16 protein-coding genes and 1 pseudogene are annotated in these 22,224 nt (G+C 70.4%); 6 read left to right on the forward strand and 11 right to left on the reverse strand.

Annotated features, from left to right (window positions below):
• Positions 1-10: 10 nt before the first annotated feature.
• The 4 genes from ACQPZZ_RS22445 to ACQPZZ_RS22460 form a co-directional block, all read right to left on the reverse strand.
• On the reverse strand, positions 11-1,768 hold the full coding sequence (locus tag ACQPZZ_RS22445; protein ID WP_432921458.1) for a copper resistance protein CopC: 1,758 nt from the start codon (positions 1,766-1,768) through the stop codon (positions 11-13).
• The gene (locus ACQPZZ_RS22450; RefSeq protein ID WP_432921461.1) at positions 1,765-2,517 is read right to left on the reverse strand and encodes a YcnI family copper-binding membrane protein; all 753 of its coding nucleotides are present in this window, start codon (positions 2,515-2,517) and stop codon (positions 1,765-1,767) included. The genes ACQPZZ_RS22445 and ACQPZZ_RS22450 overlap by 4 nt, the downstream gene beginning before the upstream one ends.
• Before the next feature lie 97 nt (positions 2,518-2,614).
• A complete protein-coding gene (locus ACQPZZ_RS22455; protein ID WP_432921464.1) occupies positions 2,615-3,997 on the reverse strand; it encodes a multicopper oxidase domain-containing protein in 1,383 nt (460 codons plus the stop codon).
• A 147-nt stretch (positions 3,998-4,144) separates the two neighbouring features.
• Positions 4,145-6,304 (reverse strand): hypothetical protein, encoded by a 2,160-nt coding sequence (locus tag ACQPZZ_RS22460; protein ID WP_432921467.1) that lies wholly within the window; start codon positions 6,302-6,304, stop codon positions 4,145-4,147.
• Between the two features lie 1,149 nt (positions 6,305-7,453).
• Here ACQPZZ_RS22460 and ACQPZZ_RS22465 point away from each other — a divergent pair.
• Positions 7,454-8,737: an alkaline phosphatase gene (locus ACQPZZ_RS22465; protein ID WP_432921470.1), complete on the forward strand. Its 1,284-nt coding sequence runs from the start codon at positions 7,454-7,456 to the stop codon at positions 8,735-8,737.
• Here ACQPZZ_RS22465 and ACQPZZ_RS22470 read toward each other — a convergent pair.
• Positions 8,670-9,413: a hypothetical protein gene (locus ACQPZZ_RS22470; RefSeq protein ID WP_432921473.1), complete on the reverse strand. Its 744-nt coding sequence runs from the start codon at positions 9,411-9,413 to the stop codon at positions 8,670-8,672. The genes ACQPZZ_RS22465 and ACQPZZ_RS22470 overlap by 68 nt on opposite strands.
• 139 nt (positions 9,414-9,552) lie before the next feature.
• Here ACQPZZ_RS22470 and ACQPZZ_RS22475 point away from each other — a divergent pair.
• From ACQPZZ_RS22475 to ACQPZZ_RS22490, 4 genes and pseudogenes are all read left to right on the forward strand, one after another.
• Positions 9,553-10,668 (forward strand): annotated as a pseudogene (locus ACQPZZ_RS22475) (MFS transporter); the annotation flags it as partial.
• A 124-nt stretch (positions 10,669-10,792) separates the two neighbouring features.
• Positions 10,793-11,710: an ADP-ribosylglycohydrolase family protein gene (locus ACQPZZ_RS22480; protein ID WP_432921476.1), complete on the forward strand. Its 918-nt coding sequence runs from the start codon at positions 10,793-10,795 to the stop codon at positions 11,708-11,710.
• Complete coding sequence (locus tag ACQPZZ_RS22485; RefSeq protein ID WP_432934486.1) at positions 11,707-12,327, forward strand: hypothetical protein; 621 nt, start codon at positions 11,707-11,709, stop codon at positions 12,325-12,327. The genes ACQPZZ_RS22480 and ACQPZZ_RS22485 overlap by 4 nt, the downstream gene beginning before the upstream one ends.
• Positions 12,324-13,307 carry a nucleotidyl transferase AbiEii/AbiGii toxin family protein gene (locus ACQPZZ_RS22490; RefSeq protein ID WP_432921479.1) on the forward strand — a complete coding sequence of 328 codons (984 nt, stop codon included), beginning with the start codon at positions 12,324-12,326 and terminating at the stop codon, positions 13,305-13,307. The genes ACQPZZ_RS22485 and ACQPZZ_RS22490 overlap by 4 nt, the downstream gene beginning before the upstream one ends.
• Before the next feature lie 7 nt (positions 13,308-13,314).
• Here ACQPZZ_RS22490 and ACQPZZ_RS22495 read toward each other — a convergent pair whose 3' ends face one another.
• The 6 genes from ACQPZZ_RS22495 to ACQPZZ_RS22520 all read right to left on the reverse strand — a co-directional run bounded on the left by ACQPZZ_RS22495 (position 13,315) and on the right by ACQPZZ_RS22520 (position 21,373).
• Positions 13,315-13,851, reverse strand: a complete 537-nt coding sequence (locus tag ACQPZZ_RS22495) for an NUDIX hydrolase family protein (RefSeq protein WP_432921482.1) — start codon at positions 13,849-13,851, stop codon at positions 13,315-13,317.
• A 127-nt stretch (positions 13,852-13,978) separates the two neighbouring features.
• Positions 13,979-17,104 carry an amino acid adenylation domain-containing protein gene (locus ACQPZZ_RS22500; RefSeq protein ID WP_432921485.1) on the reverse strand — a complete coding sequence of 1,042 codons (3,126 nt, stop codon included), beginning with the start codon at positions 17,102-17,104 and terminating at the stop codon, positions 13,979-13,981.
• A 136-nt stretch (positions 17,105-17,240) separates the two neighbouring features.
• Positions 17,241-18,761: an amino acid adenylation domain-containing protein gene (locus ACQPZZ_RS22505; protein WP_432921488.1), complete on the reverse strand. Its 1,521-nt coding sequence runs from the start codon at positions 18,759-18,761 to the stop codon at positions 17,241-17,243.
• Positions 18,758-18,994: a phosphopantetheine-binding protein gene (locus tag ACQPZZ_RS22510; protein ID WP_363644985.1), complete on the reverse strand. Its 237-nt coding sequence runs from the start codon at positions 18,992-18,994 to the stop codon at positions 18,758-18,760. The genes ACQPZZ_RS22505 and ACQPZZ_RS22510 overlap by 4 nt, the downstream gene beginning before the upstream one ends.
• 87 nt (positions 18,995-19,081) lie before the next feature.
• Positions 19,082-20,356, reverse strand: a complete 1,275-nt coding sequence (locus ACQPZZ_RS22515; RefSeq protein WP_432921493.1) for an MFS transporter — start codon at positions 20,354-20,356, stop codon at positions 19,082-19,084.
• 180 nt (positions 20,357-20,536) lie between these two features.
• On the reverse strand, positions 20,537-21,373 hold the full coding sequence (locus ACQPZZ_RS22520; protein WP_363644988.1) for a hypothetical protein: 837 nt from the start codon (positions 21,371-21,373) through the stop codon (positions 20,537-20,539).
• Positions 21,374-21,554: 181 nt separating this feature from the next.
• On the opposite strand from ACQPZZ_RS22520, the gene ACQPZZ_RS22525 reads away from it, so the two are divergent.
• Positions 21,555-22,211, forward strand: a complete 657-nt coding sequence (locus ACQPZZ_RS22525) for a thioesterase II family protein (protein WP_432921497.1) — start codon at positions 21,555-21,557, stop codon at positions 22,209-22,211.
• The last annotated feature ends 13 nt before the right edge of the window (positions 22,212-22,224 follow it).

Here is a 22,224-nt window from a genome sequence, read left to right on the forward strand (position 1 = left end):
AATCCGCCCTTCAGGCGCTCACGTCGACCACGACGCGAACCGTGGCCTGGTCCGTCTCCGTGGTGCGGACCGTGAGAACGGCCTGCCAGCGACCCGGGAACGGCAGGTTCAGCTGGCCGATGTAGTGCCCGCCGGCGCCCTGGAGCTCCACCGGGATCGGCCCGAGGTCCCGGTCTGTGAGGGTCATGGCGGCGTGCACCTCCGGCACGTTGAGGGGCGCGCCGTTCGGGTCGAGCACCGACAGGTGCAGCTGCGCCGGCCCCACCTTGGGCGGAAATACCGCGAGCAGCACCGCACCGCGCGCGGCGGGGCCGGAGCCGGCCGAGAACGGCACGGGTGTGGGCACGGCCGGCACCGGCGCCGCCGTATTCGCGGGCGCCGCCGTCGAGCGGCGCTCGGCGTACGCCGAGCGGGCCGGCTCCATGGCGACCAACGCGGCGGACAGGCCGAGCACGACGCCGCCCACCGCCATCTCGGCCAGCAGCCGCCGGTAGAACGCGTAGAGCTGGTGCGGGTCAGGGCCGCCGCGGCGCCGGTTGCCGCCCGCGCCGTAGTAGCGGGCGACCCATCCGCGGGCGGCGGCGCCGAACGCGACCAGCACGACCACGAGGGCGACCTTCGCCAGCAGAACCATGCCGTACGCGGTGGCGAACAGCGTCGGCGGCGACCCGACCTGCCGCCATGCCTGGAACAGGCCGGTGGCGACGATCAGCGCCACGCACACCAGCGCCGTGTGCGAGAACCGGGGCACCGCCACGCGCAGGGTGACGGCGTCGCGGGTCGGCACGTGCGTCATGGCGAGCGCGACGAGACCCCCGAGCCAGACCGAGCCGGCGACGAGGTGCACGACGTCGACCGGCACGGCGAACCCGCCGGCCTCGCCCGTCACGCTGTGGTTCGCGATGCTCCAGGTCGCGGCGAGCGCCGCGGCGGCCGCGAGCACCGCCGCCGCGGCCGTCCACCGCGTGCGGCGGTCCGGCGCGTCCGGGTAGCGGTTCAGCAACCAGACGAGCGCGGGCGCCGCGGCGAGCAGCAGAGCGACGCGAAGCCCGAGGGCACGGCCAAGGCCGGTGGCCCACGTCGTGGACAGCAGCCGCAGGTCGAAGGCGCCCGCCACATCGCCGTCGGCCACGTACGGCCCGTACAACAGGCCGGAGGCGATCGCGGCAGCGAGGCTGACTCCCCAGCCGGCCCACAACGCCCGCCGGGCCGACCGTCGCCGCGCACCGGCCGGCCAGCACCACGCCAGGTAGAACGCGGTGCCGAGCAGCATGGCGAATCCTGCGAACGCGGCCCACCGGGCGGCGCCGTACGCCGTCGCGGCATCGCCGGAACGATCGCCCGGGGGCGTGACGCCGGCCGGGCGGCTGCCCGGCGTACCGACGGTGAACGTGTAGGCGCCCTGCACCGGGTGGCTGTCGGAGGACACCACCCGCCACGAGACGGTGTAGACGCCGTCGGCGAGTTTCCCGTTCAGCGGGGCCTCCACCGACGTGTCGTCGCCCACGCGGTGGACCGGTGCGCCGATGCCGATGCGGGCGCCGTCTGGGCCGAACAGCCGCAGGCCGTCCGGCGGCACGGTCACCGGGTCGGTGAACTGCAGCAGCAGCGTCCGAGGCGAGTCCTGGTAGATCTGGCCGTTGGCCGGCGCGGCGTCGACCAGTTCCGCGTGCGCCCAGGCAGGGCTCGCCACCACGAGGGACACGGCGGTGGCGAACCCTGCGAGGAGGACGGCGAGCCCCGCGCCGCGCGTCCTGATGCGGGTCACGGCGAGAGCCGCGCGGCTGTGTCCGCCTCCGCGAGCGGCGCGGAGGCCGGCACCGGGGTGCGCCGGCGCAGCCCGGTCGCGGCCGCCGTCAGCAGCGCGAGGGCGCCGAGCGCGAGGCCGGCCCAGCCGAGCAGGCGAGCGACGCCGTCGCCGGTGGGGGTGGGGGTGGCCGCGGCGGGCGCAGCGGGCGCGGCGGGCGCGTTGGCCTGCGCGTCCGCCGGCTTGACGTCGATCATCGGCGCCGGGTGTTCGGGCCGTGGCGCGCCGGCCTCCGGGATGTCGATCCAGCGGACGACCTCACCGTCGCTGTAGGTCTGCAGCGCTTTGAACACGAGCTGGCCGGGCGTGGTGGGCAGCGGACCGAGGGACACCTCGAAGACCTGGAACTCGCCGGGCTTGATGGCGCCGCCTTCCCACACGATGCCCGTGACGGCCTTGTCGGCGGCCTCGTCGTCGTGCCCGGCGGACGCGGCGTTCGGCAGTTGCCGGGTGGCGACAGTGGCCGTCCAGCCCGGGACGGGACGCAGGGAGACGCTGGTGAGCTGGGCGTTCTCCGGGAAGACGACCTCGACGCGGGTCGTTTTCGCGTCCGCGCGCTCGTCGGGCACCTTGAACGCGAACGTGCCGTAGCCGCCGGTGGTGGCGACCGAGGGGGAAACGGTGACGTGGGCCCACGCCGGCGAGGTGGGGGCGAGCAGGACGGCGACGCCGGCGACGAGCGTCGCGGCGACGGCACGGATGGGCTTCATGCGCGGACTCCTTGCGCGTATCGGTATGTGGAGCCCGTGCCGGCCAGGTGCGCTCACGGCTGACCGGCACGGGTTCGGAGGCGGGTTCAGCCGGCGATTACGGCGTTACATTGATGATCGTCACGAGGCCGATCATGCCGTTGGGCCCCTCGGAGTGGGAGAAGATGTGGCAGTGCAGCAACCACTTCCCGGGCTCTTTGGGCTGGAACACGATGTCGTACGTCTGTCCGACACCGACGTTGAGCGTGTCCACGGTGTACGGTGAGGCGAGCTTGTTGCCGTCTTGGGCCACGACCTGGAACGGCACCCCGTGCAGGTGCATCGGGTGGATCATCTCGGGGCCCGTGCCGATCAGCCGGACGTGGACCTTCTGGTTGACCGCCGCCGTCAGCGGCACGGTCGCCGGGTACGACTTGCCGTTGAAGGTGAACCCGTTGGAACCGTCGCCGATCTCGATGGTGTAGTGCTTGTCGGCGGCGATGTCGCCCAGCGTCGGGGTCACCAGGAGCGCGCCGTAGAGGCCCCGGCCGACCTGGCCGCCGCCCATGTGCGAGTGGTACCAGTGCGTGCCGGTCGACTTGGCGGTCCACTCGTACGTGTAGGTCTTGCCGGGCATGATGTGCGGCTGGGTGATGTCCGGCACGCCGTCCTGCGCGTTCGGCAGTTGCATGCCGTGCCAGTGCACCGCCGTGTGCTCCGGCAGGTCGTTCTGCACGATGACCCGCACCTGGTCGCCCTCGTTGACCTTGATGGTGGGGCCGGGCACTATGCCGTTGAACGTGTACGCCTGCTTCACCACCCCGGGCGAGACCTCCCAGTCGGTCTGCGACATGCACAGCTTGAACACCTTGACGGTGCCGACCAGCTCGTAGGCGGCCAGCCGGGTGCCATCGCCCTGGTCGGCGCCGAGGACCGGCTTGTCGCAGGGCGCGGTGCCGGGCGGCGGCGTCGTCGGGGAGACGCTCGGGCTCGGGCTCGCGCCCGGGCTGCCACTCGGCGACGGGCTCGCGCTCGGTGAGCGGGACGGCGACGGGCTCGCGCTCGGTGACCGGGGCGGCGACGGCGACGGCGGTGCCGTTCCGGCGTTGATGATGCCGGTCATGTACGGGTGGAAACTGCAGTAGTAGTTGTACGAGCCGGCGGCGGTGACGGTGACCATGAAGCTCGCCCCGGGCGGCAGGTCCGGGGACGTGAAGTCGCCGCGGATGGCGTGGACGGTACCGTCTGTCTCCTGGTTGACGAACGTGACCGTGTCGCCGGGTGCCAGCGTGAGCACGTCTGGCGTGAACGCGAAGTTTTTGATCGCGATCGTGTGGTTCGTGGCACTGTTCGCGGCCTTCGGCGCGAACAGTGCCACGCCGGAGACCAGCATCGAGAGCGCGATCACGCCGATCAGCATCAGCCGCCGTACCGGTGGCGAGGCGTCGGAGAGGGCACGCCGGAGGGCCGCGAAGGGCTCCGGCGCGGTCGTATCAGACATGGGTGTACTTCCTCGTCTACTGTGGAATGCACGCGCCCACGTGTCGGCGGCCGAATGGACCGGCGTGGGTGGTGCGCGATCGGGGGCCCTGGTCAGGGGGAGGGACCGTCCGTTTCACGGTCCCTCCCCCGCAGTGCGGGCCCGCAGTTACTCGCAGACTGCCGGGTTGATGGGGTTGAGCTGGGCACACGTGAGCTGGTTCGCCATCTCCGGCGTGGCGTTCTGCACCCAGCCGTTGTAGACGATCGGGTAGGGCAAGACGCCCTGCCCGCCCATGCCGTTGTAGCCGGTCACGACGTCGTCCACGGCGGTGCCCGCGGCCGAGTCGAGAACCATCTTGCCGACGATTGTGGCGTCGGCGGGGTTGCCGTCGCCGTTGGGGTCGGGGTCGATCACGGCGAGGGTGTTGGCGAACTTGCTCGACACGTAGGCGTAGTAGCCGCCGCCGCGCTTGGCACCGAAGTTGATGCCGTGACAGCCGGAGTCGCACGGCATGTACTTGATGACCTTGTCGGTCTTGGTGTCGATGACGGCGATGTTGCTCGTGAGCGTGTTCGCCACGAACGCCACGTTGCCGTCAGGGCTGACCGGGATCTGGATCGGCAGGCCGCCGAAGCCCCCGGTCGTCGCCCCGGTCACCATGTCGTAGTTCGCCCACAGGTTGATGGACTTGTAGCCGACCTTCGTGCCGCTGTCGGTGTGGCACGCCGGCCCGTCCAGCGAAATGCAGGAGACGCTCTGGCCGAGGAAGTTGGCCACGTAGTACTTCGAGGAGTCCGGCATCATGCCGGTCGCGATGGGCAGCTGCTCGGTCTGCACCTCCTGGATCGAGCCCGACGGCACGTCGACGATCGTCGAGTTGTTGTGGTTGACGTTCGGCGTGACCATGGTGTGCCCGTCGGCGCTCATCCAGTGCGCGTGCGGGTGGGCCGGTGTCTGGCCGGGACCCTGCACCAGGATGCGTCTGTCGATCTGCTTGGCACCCGGACTCAGTTCGACCACCGCGTTGCCGGCGTTGATGGCGACGTGGATCTGGTCGGTGTCGGTCCGGGTCATCACATGGGATGGGTCCGGGCCGACCTGGATAGTTCGCACGAGCTTACCCGTGGTCCGGTCGAATACGGTCAGGCGGTCGGAGAACCATTCCGTCTGATAGATGTACTTTCCGTCGCGGTCCGACCACATATTGTGCGGGTTGTTGAGGTTGATCTGTGGTAGCGCCACCTTCCGGTCTACGGTCCAGTTCTGCACGTCGACCTTGGTCGCCGCGCCGGACTTGACCTTGCCGGCGTACTGCTCCATCTGGGTGTCGACCCATAGCTCACCGACGCCGGGCACGCTCGGCCGCTGGGTTAGCGCGGGCAGCGTGACGCCCTCGTTGAACTTGCTGTTGTAGTACGCGTCGAGGCTCGGGATGATCACCGGCTGCTCGTTCGCGTCGTACTCGAGGATCGGCGCGGGCGGGTAGTAGGGGTTCCAGTTCTTGGTCTGCGTGTTGCTGTAGACCTGCCAGTTGTCAGGGGTGGTGATCCGGAAGAACTTCTGCACGAGCTCCTGCACCACGTCGGCCGAGCTGGGCACGACGATGCCGCCCTTGACGTTGACGTTGAGCTTCTTGCCGAAGTCCAGGCCGGGCGTGAGCGGGTCGTCCACGACCACAGCGCCGAGCATGTAGGGGTGGATCTTGCAGACCCACGCGTACAGGCCCGGTTCGGTCAGGTTGGCCTCGACGTTGCCGATGAACGCACTGTTCTGGTCGAGCGGCTGCGCGCCGACCGGCCAGATCAGGCTGGTCACCGAGTGGGCCGAGGCGGCCGCCGGTGCCGCCACCGTGAACTTCGCCTTCGGCGCGAGGCTCAGGTCCGCGGGCGCCAGCGCGGCGACCTCGTTGAGCGTGCGCATCAGGTCGAGACCCACGGGCAGGCTGCCGAGCGGGACGGCACTGCTGTCCGGCACCGTCGACAGCTGCTGGCTGAGCTGGTTGATCTGCGTCTTGGCACGCTGGATCGTTGGGTTCAGGAATCCGAGCACGCCGCCCGCCGCGTCGACCGCCGAGTTGAGCTGGTCGAGGTTGAGCAGGCTGTTGACGTTCACACCGAGGCTGCCGATCAGCGGTGCGTCGCCGTTGAGCAGCGGCAGGTTGAGCAGGCCGCCGCCGAGATCGCCGTTGAGCAGCGTGTCGGTGTTCAGCGGCAGCGACGCGAGCTTGGTCCGCGGCGTCACGGCGACGCCGAGCGACCGCGTGCCGAACAGCGTCGCACCGGTGTCGAACCACGCACCCTGGTTGTCGGTTAGCGTGAATTGCACCGGCGTTCCTACACCGATCGGAAGCGCCTGGGATGAGGAAGGACTGACCCCGATTGTTACGAGAACCAGGATCGGGGTCAGCAGCCAAGCCAGCCGTCGTCGATTGGCCCGGCGTCGGGCGGCGAGAATGCCGCGTGGGGGAGAATGCATGCACTCCTCCTGAAGTGGGGTGAGATCGATGACGCCAGCCGGATGTTTCACGCCGCGGCTAGGCGGAGTTAACTCGCCGTGAATGGGCGCTCACGCGCAACACGGTTACGAACGCCTCAACGTGGCGCGGCGGGGTCCGTGAATCGGGTTGGTTCAGTACCAAGCTCAGGTCGAACTACCCAGAGCGGGATTTGCGCCGCTCAGGCAGCTGATGGACAAATACAAACGGCCGACAACAGACGCAACAACCCCGAAACAAGCCGCGTAACGTGGCCCAACGGTCAGGGTCCACCGATTACTCCATTGCCGGCGGCGGGACAAACGGCGTGACACACACCGGCACCCTTCACGACTCATGAGACGTCAAAGGCCGCGTGGGAGAAGGACCGCAGATACCTCGAGTACGACACTTACGCGGGTCGACGATCGCAGAAGTTTTTGGGTCCAGCTCGTACTGGTCCCAGTGAGCGGCTCTTCGTTGCGCGCCTCTGCGGGCCCGCGTCACGGCGGCAAGAGGGGCTGGCCGCAGCGGGCACCGCGAGATCGGCGCCGGGGAGCAGGCCCATCAGCCAGAACACGTTCTCCGCAGGAGAACTGTGATTCCGCGAGCCCGGACCGCCGGGCTCCTGTCCATGTCGCTTCTTCGCATCGTGTCCTTCCTCGGCGACCGGCACCCGCTCGTGGGTTCGGGTGCGGCAGCGAGAAAGTTAGCCACACTAAGGACGTGGCACGGTGTGCATCACGACAATGCCGGGTTATGCCACGTGAACAGACGCCGTGATCCGCCGGGCATGTTCGTCATCAATTCATGGGAACGGCAAATTCGCGTCGATCGGCCGCCGCCGTCGTCACCCTCCCGTACGGTCGGGCGGGCGGCAGAGCTCCGGGAGACGCGTGGTCCGGCCTGGTTAAAGCTCCTGCCAAGCCGTGTTCATCTCGTCGTGGCCTTCTGCCCGTAATATCCCCGTCCTGCCAACAGATACCCACATGGGAGTTTTGATGAATATCCCCCGCAAGCGCCTGCTGCGGCTGCTTGTGCCGACGACGGCTGTGGCCACGACAGCGGTCCTCGGCGCGGTCCTCACTCCTGTCCTGTCCGCGAACGCCGCCGCTGCCGGCCACGGCGCCGGCCGGGCGCGCAGCGTGATCTTCATCAACGGTGACGGCATGTCCGCGGCTCACCGTGAAGCCGCGCGGCTGTACCTGACCGGTCTCGACGGACAGCTCACCATGGACAGGCTTCCGGTTTCCGGGCAGTTGAGCACCAGTCCGCACGACCCCGCGACAGCGATCACCGACTCCGCCGCGGCGGCCACCGCCTGGGCCACGGGGACCAAGACCTACAACGGCGCCATCAGTGTGGACGTCAACCGCAAGCCGCTGCCGATCCTGGGCCGGCAGGCCAAGGCGGCGGGCAAGTCCACCGGCCTCGTCACCACGGCTCAGGTGACCGACGCCAGCCCCGCCGCGTGGTTCTCCCAGACCGCCGACCGCTCGGCCCAGGACGAGATCGCGCGGCAGTACCTGGCGGTCAGCAAGCCGGATGTCATCCTCGGCGGCGGCGAGGACTGGTGGCTCCCGGCGGGCACGCCCGGCGCGTGGCCGGACAAGCCCGCCGAGGATCCGAGCGAGGCCAGCAAGGGCACCAAGGGCAACCTGATCGACCAGGCCAAGAGCGCGGGCTACCAGTACGTCTCCACCGCCAAGGAGCTCGCGAAGGCCAAGCGGGGGAAGCTGCTGGGCCTGTTCGGCAACGAGGAGATGTTCCAGCAGAGGCCCGAAGGCCAGGGCGACGTCTACTCTCCGGCCGTGGACCTGGCCACCATGACCAAGAAGGCCCTCGACATCCTCGGCACGAACAAGAAGGGCTTCTTCCTCTTCGTCGAGGAAGAGGGCATCGACGAGTTCGCGCACGAGAACAACGGCACCCGCATGCTCCAGGCCATGCGATCGCTGGAGAAGGCCGTCCAGGTCGCCAGGGCGTACGTGGCCGCGCACCCCGACACGCTTCTCGTCGTCACGGGTGACCACGACTGCGGCGGCCTCACCGTGGAGGACACCTCCGGCAGCGACGAGAGCGGCAGCGACCTGTCGACCGAGGACGGTCCGTTCCCGGTCCACGGCAGCAAGCTCACGTTCGTCATGGACTGGACCACGACCGGCCACACCGGCGTGGACGTGCCGGTTACGGCGGAGGGGCCCCTCTCCACCCTCTTCACCGGCAAGCACCCCAACACCTACGTGCACGAGGTCCTCTCGCAGGTGCTGACCTCACGCCGCTGAACGACCGCTCATGCGGACGCTTGTGCGCGAACACTGACGGCACGAGCAGCAGTCCCCGGCCGGCCGCCGCGACGCGGAAGCTGCCGATCATCTTGTCGACGTGCAGCACGCCGTCGTCCCAGCGCAGGTTCGGATGCATGCCCGCGAACAGCAGGCGGGCGCCACCCACGGCCAGCTGCCGCGCCCGGTAGGTCATGTCGGCCTCCAGCACCAGCCGCATCTGCGGCCACAACGGCCTGACCGCGATCTCCCAGTAGCGTTCCAGGAGGTCGCAGACGGCGTCCCGGAGCCGTACGACCGGCGCGTCGTCGGTGGTGGCGCCGTCGCGCAGCGGCCCGGGGAGCGGACCCGGCGCGTGCGTGGCCGCCAGGTCGCGGCGGACCAGGTCGGGTGGGGTCCGGCGGACCGCCGCCAGCTCCTCCTCGAACTCCGGGGCGAAGGTCTCGGGTCTCGGGGTCAGGAAGTCGGGAACGGTGAACCTCTCCGCCACCAGGGACATCAGCAGGTCCGTGTCGAGCGTGCCGAGTTCGCCGACAACGGATCTGCGCCATGGGAGATGCACTGCGGACAGGCCCGGGTCGCGCAGCACCCGCAGACTGAGCACCGTCTCGGTCAGGGGCGAGAGAGCGAACCTCGTGTCCGCGAGATCCTCGACGCCGAGCACAAAGCTGATCATTAAGCCCCAAGCTACATCGATTGGCGGCGGGATGCCCGTGGCGTGGACTTCGGTCCATGACCCACGTATTCGTCGTCGTGAGCGGCACGACCGGACAGCGCCGCGTCCGCGATGCCGCCGACGGGCCGGTGGCCGAAGCATGAGCCGCCGCATCCTCGTGATTTTGACCCTCACCTGCGCGGTGGCGGTGGGCAACGTCTACTTCCCGCAGGCGATCGGGCCGCTGGTCGCCACCGGGCTGCACCTGTCCCCCGGCGCGGGCGCCCTGGTGGTGACCGCCACCCAGGCCGGGTACACGGCCGGGATCGTCCTGCTGGTGCCGCTCGGCGACCGCTTCCCGCACCGGCCGTTCCTGGTGACCCTGCTCGCTCTGACCGGGCTGGGCCTGCTCGCCGCGGGCTGCGCGCCGGCCCTGCCGCCGCTCGTCGTCGCTGCCGCCCTGGTCGGCCTCACCACCGTGGCCGCGCAGGTCGTCGGGCCGCTGGCGGCCGGTCTGGTGGCGGCCGACCGCCGGGGAGCGGTGATCGGCACGCTGCTGAGCGGATCGACCGGCGGCATGCTGCTGGCCCGCACCTTCAGCGGCACCCTCGGCGAGTGGCTGGGCTGGCGGGCTCCATACCTGGTGGCCGCGGCCATGGCGCTGCTCCTCGCGGCGGGCCTGGCCGTCACGGTGCCGGTCACGGCCGCATCCACCCGCCGGCGCTACCCCGCGCTCCTGGCCGAACCGCTGCGCCTGCTGCGCGCCGAGCCCGAACTGCGCCGCTCCTGCCTCTACCAGGCGGCCGTCTTCGCCGGGTTCTCGGCCGTCTGGACCTGCCTTGCGCTCCTGCTCACCGGCCCGGCGTACGAGCTGGGCGCCCAGGCCGTCGGAGTGCTCGCCCTGGTCGGCGCGGCGACCATGCTGTGCACTCCCGTCGCCGGCCGTCTCGTGGACCGCGTGGGACCGGATCCGGTGAACCTCGTCTGCATGCTCGGGGTCCTCCTCTCGGCGGCGGTCCTCGCCGCCGGGTCGCTCGGCGGCACGGCGGGCCTGGCCGCGCTGACCCTCGGCACGCTGCTGCTCGACGTCGCGATGCAGTGCGGCATGGTCGCCAACCAGGCCCGGGTCTACGCCCTGCGTCCCGACGCCCGCGGCAGGCTCAACACCGCCTACATGACCTGCGCCTACCTCGGCGGCAGCGCGGGGTCCTGGATCGGGATACGCGTCTGGAGCGCGGCCGGCTGGCGGGGCGTGTGCGCGCTCGCCGCCCTGCTCACCGCGGTCGCCCTGACCCGCCACCTCCGCGATCACCGACGTCAGGGATCCGCGAGCCGCGTGGGCCGCCCGGCTTCTCGACAACCCCCGTCCAAGCCGGATCCGTGTGCCAGACTGGGCGGCGATGGCGTCCGATCCCCTCATTCGCGCGACCGCGTCCCTGTACGGCCTGGCATTGGGCGACGCGCTCGGTTCCCAGTTCTTCGTGCCCGCCAACCGCGAGGCGCTCGCCACCCGAACCCTGCCGCCCGGGTCGTGGCAGTGGACCGACGACACGGAGATGGCCTGCTCGATCTACCGCCTCCTGGCCGACCGAGGCACGGTCGACCAGGACGCGCTGGCGGCCTCGTTCGCCGCCCACCACGACTTCGACCGCGGCTACGGCCCGGCCACCGGCCGCATGCTGCGGCTCGTCCGGCAGGGAGGCGACTGGCGGGCACTCGCGTCCGGGCTCTTCGACGGGAACGGCTCGTGGGGGAACGGCGCTGCCATGCGCGTCGCCCCGCTGGGCGCCTGGTTCGCCGGGGATCCGGTCCGCGCCGCACGGCAGGCCGAACTGTCCGCCCGGGTCACGCACACCCATTCCGAGGCCGTGGCGGGTGCGGTCGCCGTGGCCGTGGCCGCCGCCGTGGCGGCGGGCGAAGCGGACCTGTCTCCCGGCCGTTTCCTCGACGCCGTCCTGGAGCACACGCCGCCCGGCCGCCTGCGGAGCGGGATCGGCGCGGCCAGACGGCTGCTCACGATCACCGATCCCCTGCTCGCCGCCGACGCTCTGGGCAACGGCCGGAAGGTGACGGCGCGCGACACCGTGCCGTTCACGCTGTGGGCCGCGGCCCGGCACCTCGACGACGTCGAGCGGGCTGTCTGGACGACGGCGACGGCGGGCGGCGACGTCGACACCACCTGCGCGATCGTCGGCGGCATCCTGGGCGGCCGGGCCGGGCTCGGCGGGCTGCCGCAGGACTGGCTGCGCCGGGTGGAACCGCTGCCCGGCTGGGCCGGAGTGCCGGCAAGCCTGCCGGGAAGCGGCGCCCGCCGGTGAGCGGCCCGGAGTTCAGGGGCGTCTTCGACATCCACCTGACGGTGGCCGCGGACGACGCCGGGTCGCTCGGCGCCTGGGCGCGGGAGAACGACATGAAGTTCACGCACATCGTGCTCGCACGCGGGACGGTCCGTTCCCAGCCGATGCTCACCGTCCGGGGCGAGGGCACGCTCGGCGCGCAGAGGACGACCGCCGCCGCCCACACCGAGCGACTGCGGGGCGCGGGGTTCCGCGTGGTCCGGGTCAAGATCGAGGCGGCCCCCTGGAACGAGGACGTCCCTCAGACCGCCGAGGCCGCCGCGGCGATGCCCGGCCTCTACTTCGAACACCACGTCAAGGTCGCCGTCCGCGCAGACCTGGCGCCACTCACCGATCTCGCCGTCGTCCACGGCGCGCACGTGTCGCGGAACGCCCGCCGGCAGCGCGACGACGGTTCACACGAGCGTTTCGTCACGCAGCGATGCCGGGGTGTCGGGCTGGCCACGGCCGGCCGCCGCTTCGAGGCGCTGCTGTCCGATCTCGGAAAGCACGGCTACGCCGTACTCGAAGCCGAGCGAGAGTACGTCGTCCACGACGACAACCCGGGTATCGACCACGGCTGGATCGAGGAGCGATGACGTCAAGCTGGGATCGGTTCAAGGGAGTAACTCTCCCCGAGGGGACCACGGTGCCGCCGCGCGGCACACCGTTGTTCCCCACGACCTACCTGCCCGTCACGGACAGGCCGGGCATCCGCCAGCCGCCGATCTTCGACCCGGCGCTGAAGCAGTTCTACCGTGCGTTCCGGGCCGGCGAGCCGGTCTTCGACGACCCGGAGGCCGGGCGCCGGTGGCGGCGGGCTCGCCGCCGGGCGATCGATCATGTGGTCCGGGTCGTCGCCGAGTCCCCGTGGCACGAGAACCTCGTGCTGCGCGGAAGTCTGCTGCTCGAGGCCTGGGTCGGCGAGCAGGCGCGTGAGCCGGGCGACCTCGACTGGGTCGTCGTCCCGCCCACCGTGGACATGGACAGCCCGCTCACCGTCGCGATGTTCAAGGGCGTCATCGCCGCCACCGTGGCCGGTCCTGCCGACGGCACGGTGACCTTCGACCCGGGCGACATCGCGACGGACGAGATCTGGACGTACGACCGTGTCCCCGGACGGCGGCTCGTGTTCACCTGGCGGGCCGGCGACCTTCCGCCGGGAACCGTCCAGCTCGACTTCACCTTCAACGAGCGCCTGCCCGTTCCGCCGGAAGTCGCCCTGATCCCCCGCCCCGGCGGGGGTGACTCCACGCCGATACTCGCCGCCACCCCGGAGCTGTCGCTGGCGTGGAAAGTGCTCTGGCTGGTCTCCGACGGACACCCGCAGGGCAAGGACCTCTACGACGCCGTCCTGCTCGCCGAGCGCGTGGCGCTTCCCCGCGACCTTCTTCACGGGGTTCTGCGCGACGCGCTCGGAGAGCGCGAGGCCGGTGAGTTCGGCCCGGAGACGATCCGTTCTCTCGACGAGGTGGACTGGGACGAGTTTCGCGCCGAGTATCCACACGTCACCGGGACCGCCCGCGACTGGCTTGACCGGCTGGCGCGGGCGCTCGGCCCTGCCGCCGCGGAGGAGTGACCCCGGATCAGGTCAGGCGGCCGACGTAGGCGAGCGCCTGCTTCAGGAGCACGCCCTGACCGCCGGTCATCTCCTGCTGGACGACCGGGGCGGCCGCCTCCTCGGGCGTGAACCACTCCAGGTCCAGCGCGTCCTGCCGGGGCCGGCAGTCACCGCGCACCGGGACGATGTACGCCAGGGAGACCGCGTGCTGGCGGGGGTCGTGGAACGGCGTGACCCCCGGGGTGGGAAAGTACTCCGCCACCGTGAACGGCGTCGGCGAGACCGGCACGCTCGGCAGCGCCACCGGTCCGAGATCCTTCTCCAGATGGCGCAGAAGCGCGTCGCGGATGCGCTCGTGGTAGTACACCCGCCCGGACACCAGCGCCCGGCTCACGGTGCCGTCGGCGCCTATCCGCAGCAGCAGGCCGACGCGGGTAACAGTGCCCGTGTCGTCCACGCGCACGGGCACGGCGTCCACGTACAGGATCGGCATCCGGCCCCGCATCGACTCGATCTCGTCGGGAGCGAGCCAGCCTGGCGTCGTTTCGGTCATTTCGGTCACGGATCGATCGTACTTGCCCAGGCGGGGGGCGGTTCGCATCTCGGCGAGGTTCCCGGTCGGACCTCTACGGCGCTCGCGGCGCACCTTCGGGACGATCACTGTATAGTCCGGTTCCGCTCGGTCCGCCTCAAGCGGTGATGGGCGGCTCCTCGATGACGCCGTCGTGGGCATACCGCTCGAGCGCCTCGGTCAGCCTCTCCACCAGATCCCGCAACGTGGCCGCCCCGATTCCATCCGTACGGCAGGAGGCCACCAGCTCCCAGCTGCCATCGCCCTGCGGGACGGCCTCCACGAGAAGCTCCATCGCGGTCGACGGAGGAGCCACGCGGACCGGCCGGTATCGGACGTGCGGACTCAGCTCGCCGCGGGGCGGCTCGTGCTGCACCACTGCCCAGGTCTGGAACCAGGGATGTCTGCCCCGGGCCGGTCCGAGCGCGCGAACCAGCGCGTCGAAAGGGATCCCGCTGTGGCTCATGGCGGCGCGGAGCTGCTCGGCCGCCTCGGCCGGTGGCAGACGCCGTCCCGGGTCCCCCGCCGCGCGAAACACCAGAGGGAGAGGATTGACGAAGCAGCCGACGACGTTGTCGAAGCGCGGATCCGGCCGCGACGGCGCCAGGGTGCCGACGCATACCTCCGCGACGCCGAACGTGCGCGCCTCCGCCTGCGCCACCGCCGCGGACAGGAGCGCGGCGGACGGCGATCCCAGCCCGGATGCGATGGCCTGCAGTTCGCCGACCAGGGACCCCGGCAGCATCCGGGTGATCTCGCATCGCGGTCCTTCGGGCGAATTCGAGTGCGGTGGCGCGAAGGCCGGGGCGACCGGCGGCTCCAGGACGCGCCGCCAGTGACGCAGCTCCGCCTCCACACCGCTCCCGGCGTCGCCCGGCTCCGCCCGGCTGTACGTGGCGTACGCCGGTGTGTCCGGCAGGACTGGGACCGCACCGGTCGTCCTGGCCCGATAGGCGGTCGCGAGATCGGCCATCAGGATCCGTTCCGACCAGCCGTCGAAGGCGATGTGGTGCAGGTGCAGCCCCAGCAGGTACCGCTCCTCGTCGAGCCGGCTCACCCGGACACGGAGGGGTGCCTCGCGTTCCAGGTCGAAAGGCGTCCGCCACCAGTCCGCCGTCAGCAGCCGCGCCGCGGCCTCGACGTCGTTCTCCGCCCCGGCGGGAGCCGGGACCGTCTCGATGCGAAACGGCGACGTCACGACCGTCTGCCGCACCACCTTCGGTCGCGGCTGCGTGTATACCGTCCGGAGTATCGCGTGGTGCTCGATGACGTCGCGGAACGCCGTCTCCAGGATCTGCGGCTCCAATCTGCCGGTGACGACGTACGCAAGAACGATCATGTTGTCGGCGGCGCCCGGGCTGAACTGCTCGGACAGCCAGAAACGGGTCTGCGCGTGCGACAGCGGCGCATCGGCCGCCGAGGAGTTCTCAGCGACGGCCGGCTGTCGTCCTGCTCGCACGCGGGCCGTGTCGAGCAGACCCCGGACGGTCGGCGTCCGGTAGACATCCGTCAGGCCGACCGGGGACGGCAGCAACGCGGCGGACCGTGACGCCAGGCGGACCACGTCGAGCGAGGTGGCTCCCGCGGCGAAGAGGTCGTCGTCGAGCCGGAGATCAGGGACACCCAGCAGGGATCGGGCCACCGAGAGAAAGGGGACGTCCGGTACGGCGGTTTCCACGGCCGCGCCGACGCCGGAGTCGGTCCCAGGGGTTCTCTCCTCGACGACACGCTCCGCCATGGCCGTGACCCGCGCCGTGTCCACCTTGCCGGTCACCCCGAGTGGGAGACGATCGACCCGGTGCAGAACCGCCGGAACCATGGCCGGAAGAAGGCGTTCCGCGGCGAACGCCCGGAGTGTTTCCGCCGTGGGCGGCACCTCGTCGGCGCTTTCGAACAGCGCCACCAGCAGGGGACGGCCGTCGTTCTCCACCTTGACGACCGAGCAGGCCCGTACTCCCGGGTGGTTCTCGAAGGTCGCCTCCACCTCGCCCGGCTCGATACGGACACCGTTCACCTTCACCTGCCGATCGATGCGCCCGCGGTAGCGCAGGACGCCATCGTCGAGGACCGTCAGGTCACCCGTCCGATAATGCCGGACACCGTCGACCTCGACGAAAGCACGCGAGGTCTGATCGGGATCTCCCAGGTACCCGTGTGCGAGCCCGTCACCGGAGATGAGCAGCTCCCCCGGATGCCCGGGAGGAAGCGGCCGCAACGCGTCGTCCACGACGACTACACCGGTGCCGGGCACCGGGCGCCCGATGGGGATGTCAAGGGACGGCGGTTCGACGTCCGATCGGCGGATGGCATGCGTCGTGGCGAAGATGGTGCTTTCCACAGGTCCGTATCCGTTGACCACGGGCAGCTCCGGGAACCGGTCGAGAAGTCGCCGCACATGGGTCACCGAGACCCGCTCGCCGCCGATGAGCACCACCCGTACGGTGCCGAACAGCTCGATCGCCTCGTCGACGAACACGTTGAACAACGAGCTGGTGAGCCAGAGGCTGTTCACGCCTCCGTCCACGGCCTCTCGCAAGGCCGCCACGTCGAGCACCGGTGCCTCCGCGTCGAGCAGCACACTGCAGCCGCCGTTGAGCAACGGGGCCCACAGTTCGAGCGACGCTCCATCCCACGGCAGCGGCGCAGCCTGGAGAAAGACGGTGCCGGCGTCGAGGGGAACGTCGTCGTTGCCCACCAGCACCCGCACCGTGCCGCGATGAGGCGACACGACTCCCTTGGGCTGTCCGGTCGATCCGGAGGTGTAGAAGACACAGGCGGCGTCCGTACCGCTCAGCCCGGGTGGCGGCGTGACGCCGCCACCCGCCGTCAGCTCGGCGACCGTCAACCGCCGGACACCGGTCACAGGGTCCGCCCGCCCCTCGGAGGTGACCGACAACGTGGCGCCGCTTCTGGCGAGGATGTACTCGCGCCGGGCGACCGGCCAACCGGGATCCATGGCCAGGTAGGCCGCGCCGGTGGTCAGTACGCCCAGCAGAACGCCCACGAATTCCGGCGAGCGAGGCAGGCACACCGGCACGATGTCGCCGGGCCCGATGCCCCGCTCGGCCAGGCCGCCCGCGATTCGGTCCGCCATGGCGACCAGTTCCCGATACGAGAGTGCGCGGCTCCCCTGCCGCACCGCGACGGCGTCCGGCGCCAGCCGTTCATGATGACGGACGATGTGCTCGATCCGGTCACCGTTCCGGTAGGCCGCCGGCCCGATCCCGCGCGACAACCGGCTCACACGCTCCTTCGCGCCGTCATCCCGCGTCCGCGGCTGTTCCGAGTGAGGAGGGGGAGAACCTGCCATGTCGGTGCGCCTTTCTTCCGTCGGGTGAGAGGCCGGGAGGGCGTGCGCGGGCCGGCACGCGCGCCACCGCTCATCCGGCGCGGGCGGGCGTCCATTCCGGCGCCGGCAGTGCGCGCCGGTCGATCTTGCCGTTCCTCGTGACCGGCAGATCGTCCAGCACCACGTACCGTGCCGGTATCAGATAGGACGGCAACGTCGCGGACAACGCACGCCGGAGTTCCGGAACGCGGAGTTCGGCGCCGGGCGCAAGGACCAGGTAGGCCACGAGACGCTTGTCCCCCGGCCGGATCTCGTGGGCGGTGACCACGGCCCGGCGTACGGTGGGCTGCGCGACCAGGGCGGCTTCCACCTCGGCGGGCTCGATGCGGTGCCCGCGCACCTTGATCTGGTCGTCGATCCGCCCGAGGAACTCCAGCACCCCGTCGCTGCGCGACCGCACCAGGTCGCCGGACCGGTAGGCGCGGGATCCGGGATTCCCCGGCTCGGGGACGAACCTGCGCCTGTTCTCGTCCGGGTCCTGCAGATAGCCGAGCGACACGCCCTCACCCGCGATCCACAGCTCTCCCACCTCCCCGGCGGGCACCGGCGCACCCTCCTCCGCCATGATCCACACCCGGACGCCGGGGATCGCACGACCGATCGGCACCGGATGACCGACCTCCTCCACCGCCGACATGCGATGGCAGCAGGCGAAGGTGGTGGTCTCCGTCGGACCGTAACCGTTCACCACCACGCGTCCCGGCACCGCCGCCAGCGCCCGCCGCACGTGATCGGCGGACAGCACATCGCCGCCGGCCAGCAACTGCGTCACCGGTCCGAGCGCCGCCAGATCCGTGTCCACGATCTGGTGGAAGAGCGCGGAGGTCAGCCACATCGAGTCGACCCGATGGCGTACGAGCGTCGCACCGAGCTGATCACTGCCGAGCAACCCCCCGGGTGCGACCACCAACCTGGCGCCGTTGAGGAGCGCACCCCAGATCTCGAACGTCGAAGCGTCGAAGGAGATCGGGGCGAACTGCAGCAACGTCCGGGCCGGGCTCAGATCCACATAGTCGGCGCGGGTCGCCAGATTGACCACGTTGTGATGGGAGATCACGACGGCCTTCGGCCGGCCTGTCGTACCCGACGTGAACATGGCGTATGCCGGGTCCGAGGGCCCGCGCGGGGGCTCGGAGGACGGGACGGCCGCCGGGAGCCGCGGCACCTCGTCCAAGAAGATCGCCTTCGCACCCACGTCGCCGACGGCCTCATGGACGGCGACGGTCGTCAGCACCAGTGCGGCGCCGCATCGCTCGACCATCTCCAGGAGCCGGGCCCGGGGGTATGCCGGATCGAGTGGCACGTAGGCCGCGCCGGCCTTCAGGACGGCGAGAAGGGCGACGATGGTCTGCGCCGACCGGTCGAGCAGGACGCCCACGAACCCACCGCGGCATCCTCGAGCGACGATGACCTCCGCCAGCGCTGTCGCTCGCTGATCCAGCTCCGCGTAGGTCATGCGATCCCGGTCGTCCTCGACGGCGACCGCCCCGGGCATCGAGCGGGCGACGTCGGCGAACACCCCGTGCACCGTCTGCGGGCGTCCTCCGGTCACGCCGTTCCCTTTCGCACCGCTTCGGCGAGCGCCGCCACCGTCGGATGGCGCAACACCGCTCCCGCCTGCATCGGCATCCCCGCCGCGGTCGCCTGACGAGCGACCGCGAGCGCGAGCAGCGAGTCGCCGCCGAGGTCGAAGAAGTCGTCGTCGGGAGCCACGGCGACACCCAGCTCGGCCTCCCAGATCGCCGTGAGTCTCGGCACGAGCTCACTGGCTGCAACGTGTGACATCACCATGTTCCTTTCGCCGTTCCGCGCGACGATGCGCAGCGCCCGGGAGACCGGTCGATCGCACCACCGCACCGCCCGGTCGGACGTTCAGGTCTGCATCTCCGGGCTGCCGGGCACCGGATGCCGCGAGCGGCCCCAGTTTCTTTCGATCAGCGCACAGACGAAGCCGGCCACGGCGACCACCACGGCCAGCACTATCCAGCCGTACGTTCCTCCGTCGATGCACAGCGTGATGACGATGGCTGGCGCCACCGCGGCGACCAGGCTGTGCCCCATGCCCATAACGCCCTGGTACTGCCCTTGCGCCTCGGGACGGGCGAGGGCGAAGGACAACTCGAAGGAGCCACCCGCCTGCCACACCTCGGCGAGCGAGTGCACGAGCACCCCGAGAAGCAGCAGCACGACGGCGATCCACGCGGACGGGCCGGCCGACATCGCCATCATGATCCACGCGATCAGGAAGAGCGGGCCGGACAGCGCGACCAGCCGCGCGGCCGATCGCGGACCGTCGATCGACCGCGTCGCCGGGACCTGGAGCGCCGCGACGATGACCGAACCGAGGAAAAGCGCCAGCGCCGCCATGGAATGCGGTGCGTCCGTCTTCAGCACGATCCACACCGGGAGCGCTTGGATCAGGACCCAGTACTGCAGGCTCGCCACCGACGCCGCGACCGTCAGGCTCAGGTAATGGCGGTCGCGCACGGCGATCCACCTGCGTTCCTTCCCGGTGGAGCCGGTGCTCTTGACGCGCGTCGGCGGCAGATGCGGCAGCCGGGAGAGGATGGCGGCGGCCAGCACGAACGTGACCGCGTCGGTGACGATGAGGAGGAGGTAGGCCGGGCGGGTGTCGATGTGCAGTCCGACGGCGGCGGTGAGGGTGCCGATCGCCAGTCCCACATTCGTCACGGCACGCAGGTACGAACGCAACCGTGCGCCCTTGCCCGCTTCGGCGAGCACACCGATCATCGCGCCGCGGGCGCTGCTCGTTCCCCCGCTGCCGACGGCGGCGACAGCGGACACGGCGATCAGGGACCACAGGTTGTGTACCAGCAACAGGCCGGCGCTCCCCACCGCTTCCAGCACCAGGGCGGCGATGACGACCTCGCGTGCGCCACGGCGGTCGGCCAGGTCGCCGATCAGTACGCCCGCCCCGAGGCCGGCCAGCGAGCCGACCGTGAGCCCCACACCCACCTCGGCCGGATCCAGCCCGGCGAATCTGATGAGGAAGATCGTGCCGACGGACATGAACATCCCCATGCCGACGGTGTTCACGATCGTCGCCTGCGTCAACAGTCGCTGGCGACGGTCCTCCGGGCCGCGCAGCAGAGCCCGGAGGCGGGTCAGCCGAACGGTCCCGCTCACCGGCGGACCTCGATCGTGACCGGGCAAACGCCGGCCGTCTCAGCGAGGATGGCCCGGCCGGCGCCGGACGCTCCCCGGCGGCGTCCGCGCGCCCGCGCGACGACCCTGGTGACATGTCCTGCGGTATCCAATTCGGCCCTCCTCGTCCTGCGCCCGGTCCGGTTCTGCGGCTTCGTGAGGTCAGGAGGTCGCCAGGAACTCGCCTTCGAGCCGGACCAGGTGCCCCTGCGCCCAGCGCGCCACGCGCCGCGCGTAGTCCCCGTCGGACTCTCCGGGGCGGGTGCCGTTCAGCACCACCGATCGATACTCATCGACACCGATCCCGCATTGCGGCGTGTTCGCCAGGCGGCGCATCACCCATTTGTCGCGCCGGCAGAACTCCCCGAACAGAACGAGGCAGGCATCCACGGCTCTGGCCGCCGCGAGCCCTGCGGCAATGCGTGCGGACGCGTCGTCGCCGGCGTCCAGCTGACCCGCCACATCGGTGAGCGCGTTCTCCGACCACACCTTGATGGACCGAGCGAGTGCGCGGCGGAACGACGACCTGTGGAGCATCTCGCGCATCTCCCGGAAGTAACTTTCATTCTTCAGGGGAATGCCGATGGAGAACCGGTAGACGAAGTCCAGCAGCACGTCGCTCATGCCGCAGAATTCGACCTCGGACTCGAGGTAGGGCGCGATTATGGTGGCGAGGGCGTCGGTCGGCCAGATCGTCAGATCGACGCGCGACTTCTCGTACTCGCCCATCCAGTTGTCCCAGCGTATTCCGCTCTTGTCCGACCCCGGCCACTTCTCCATGGTCTCGTCCACGGGAAGCTCGAGCGGCTGATCCGAGAACGCGTACAGGTCGAAATCGCTGAAGACGTTCCCCCAGCCGGCCGCGGTCGACCCCGTACGGCACACCGCGTGCGCTTCCGCTAATCCCGGGAACCGCTTGAGGATACCCTCGAAGGTCAGGTCCGGCGGTTGCCGGAATCGCGGCTGAGAGACGATGACCTCAATGGTGGGCTTGAACATGATGAATTCCTCCGATCGGTCTGCCGTTATTATCGAAAACACTGTCCTGGCGTTCTCATGATGTACATCGGACTCTCGGCGGCATAGTATCCACACTATGAATCAATCGAATTCCGTGACGGCAAGGCCGGGAAAGTCGCTCATTCCATGGAATGAGCCGGCGAGCGACGGCCCGGCGCTCGTGTGCATTCCATGGGCCGGCGCCGGGGCGGCTCCCTTCCGCTCGTGGGGCCCACTGCTGGGCGACGTGGCCACGGTGTACGGCCTGCGGCTCGCGGGGCGCGAGAGCCGCCGGACGGAGCCGCCCGCGGACACGATGTCCCACGTCGTCGCCGAGACCGTCGCCGAGCTGGCCGACCTGGGCGTGTCGCGCGTGGCGCTGTTCGGCCAGTGCTCCGGAGCGGTGCTCGCCTTCGAGCTGGCGAAGGCTCTGGCCGATCCCGGCCGCGGCATCGACGTCACCCGCCTTATCGTCGCGTCGCAGCGGCCACCGCGGGACTTCGCCGAGGCCGGCATCGCGGTGGACCAGGACCTCATGACGTATGTGCCGGCGGAATTCCGGGAGGAGCCCGACCTCGTCGAGTTGCTGCTCCCCATCATCGCCGCGGACATCGAGCTGATGTCGCGCTACGCGTACGAGCCTGGCGATCCCCTCGAGGTACCGCTCACCGTCGTGTACGGCGCGGGCGACGAGGTGCTCGGCAGAGCCCAGGTCGACGGCTGGCACCGGGTGACGACGGGCCCGACGAGCTTCCATGAGATAGCCGGGGGTGATCACCTGCTCGAAGGTGAAGCGTGGCTGGAACTCGCGGAGACGATCCGCGTCGCGCTGGAGTGACGGACCACGTCCG

The sequence above is a fragment of the Microbispora sp. CA-135349 genome (genome assembly GCF_050947365.1).
Classification (GTDB): domain Bacteria; phylum Actinomycetota; class Actinomycetes; order Streptosporangiales; family Streptosporangiaceae; genus Microbispora.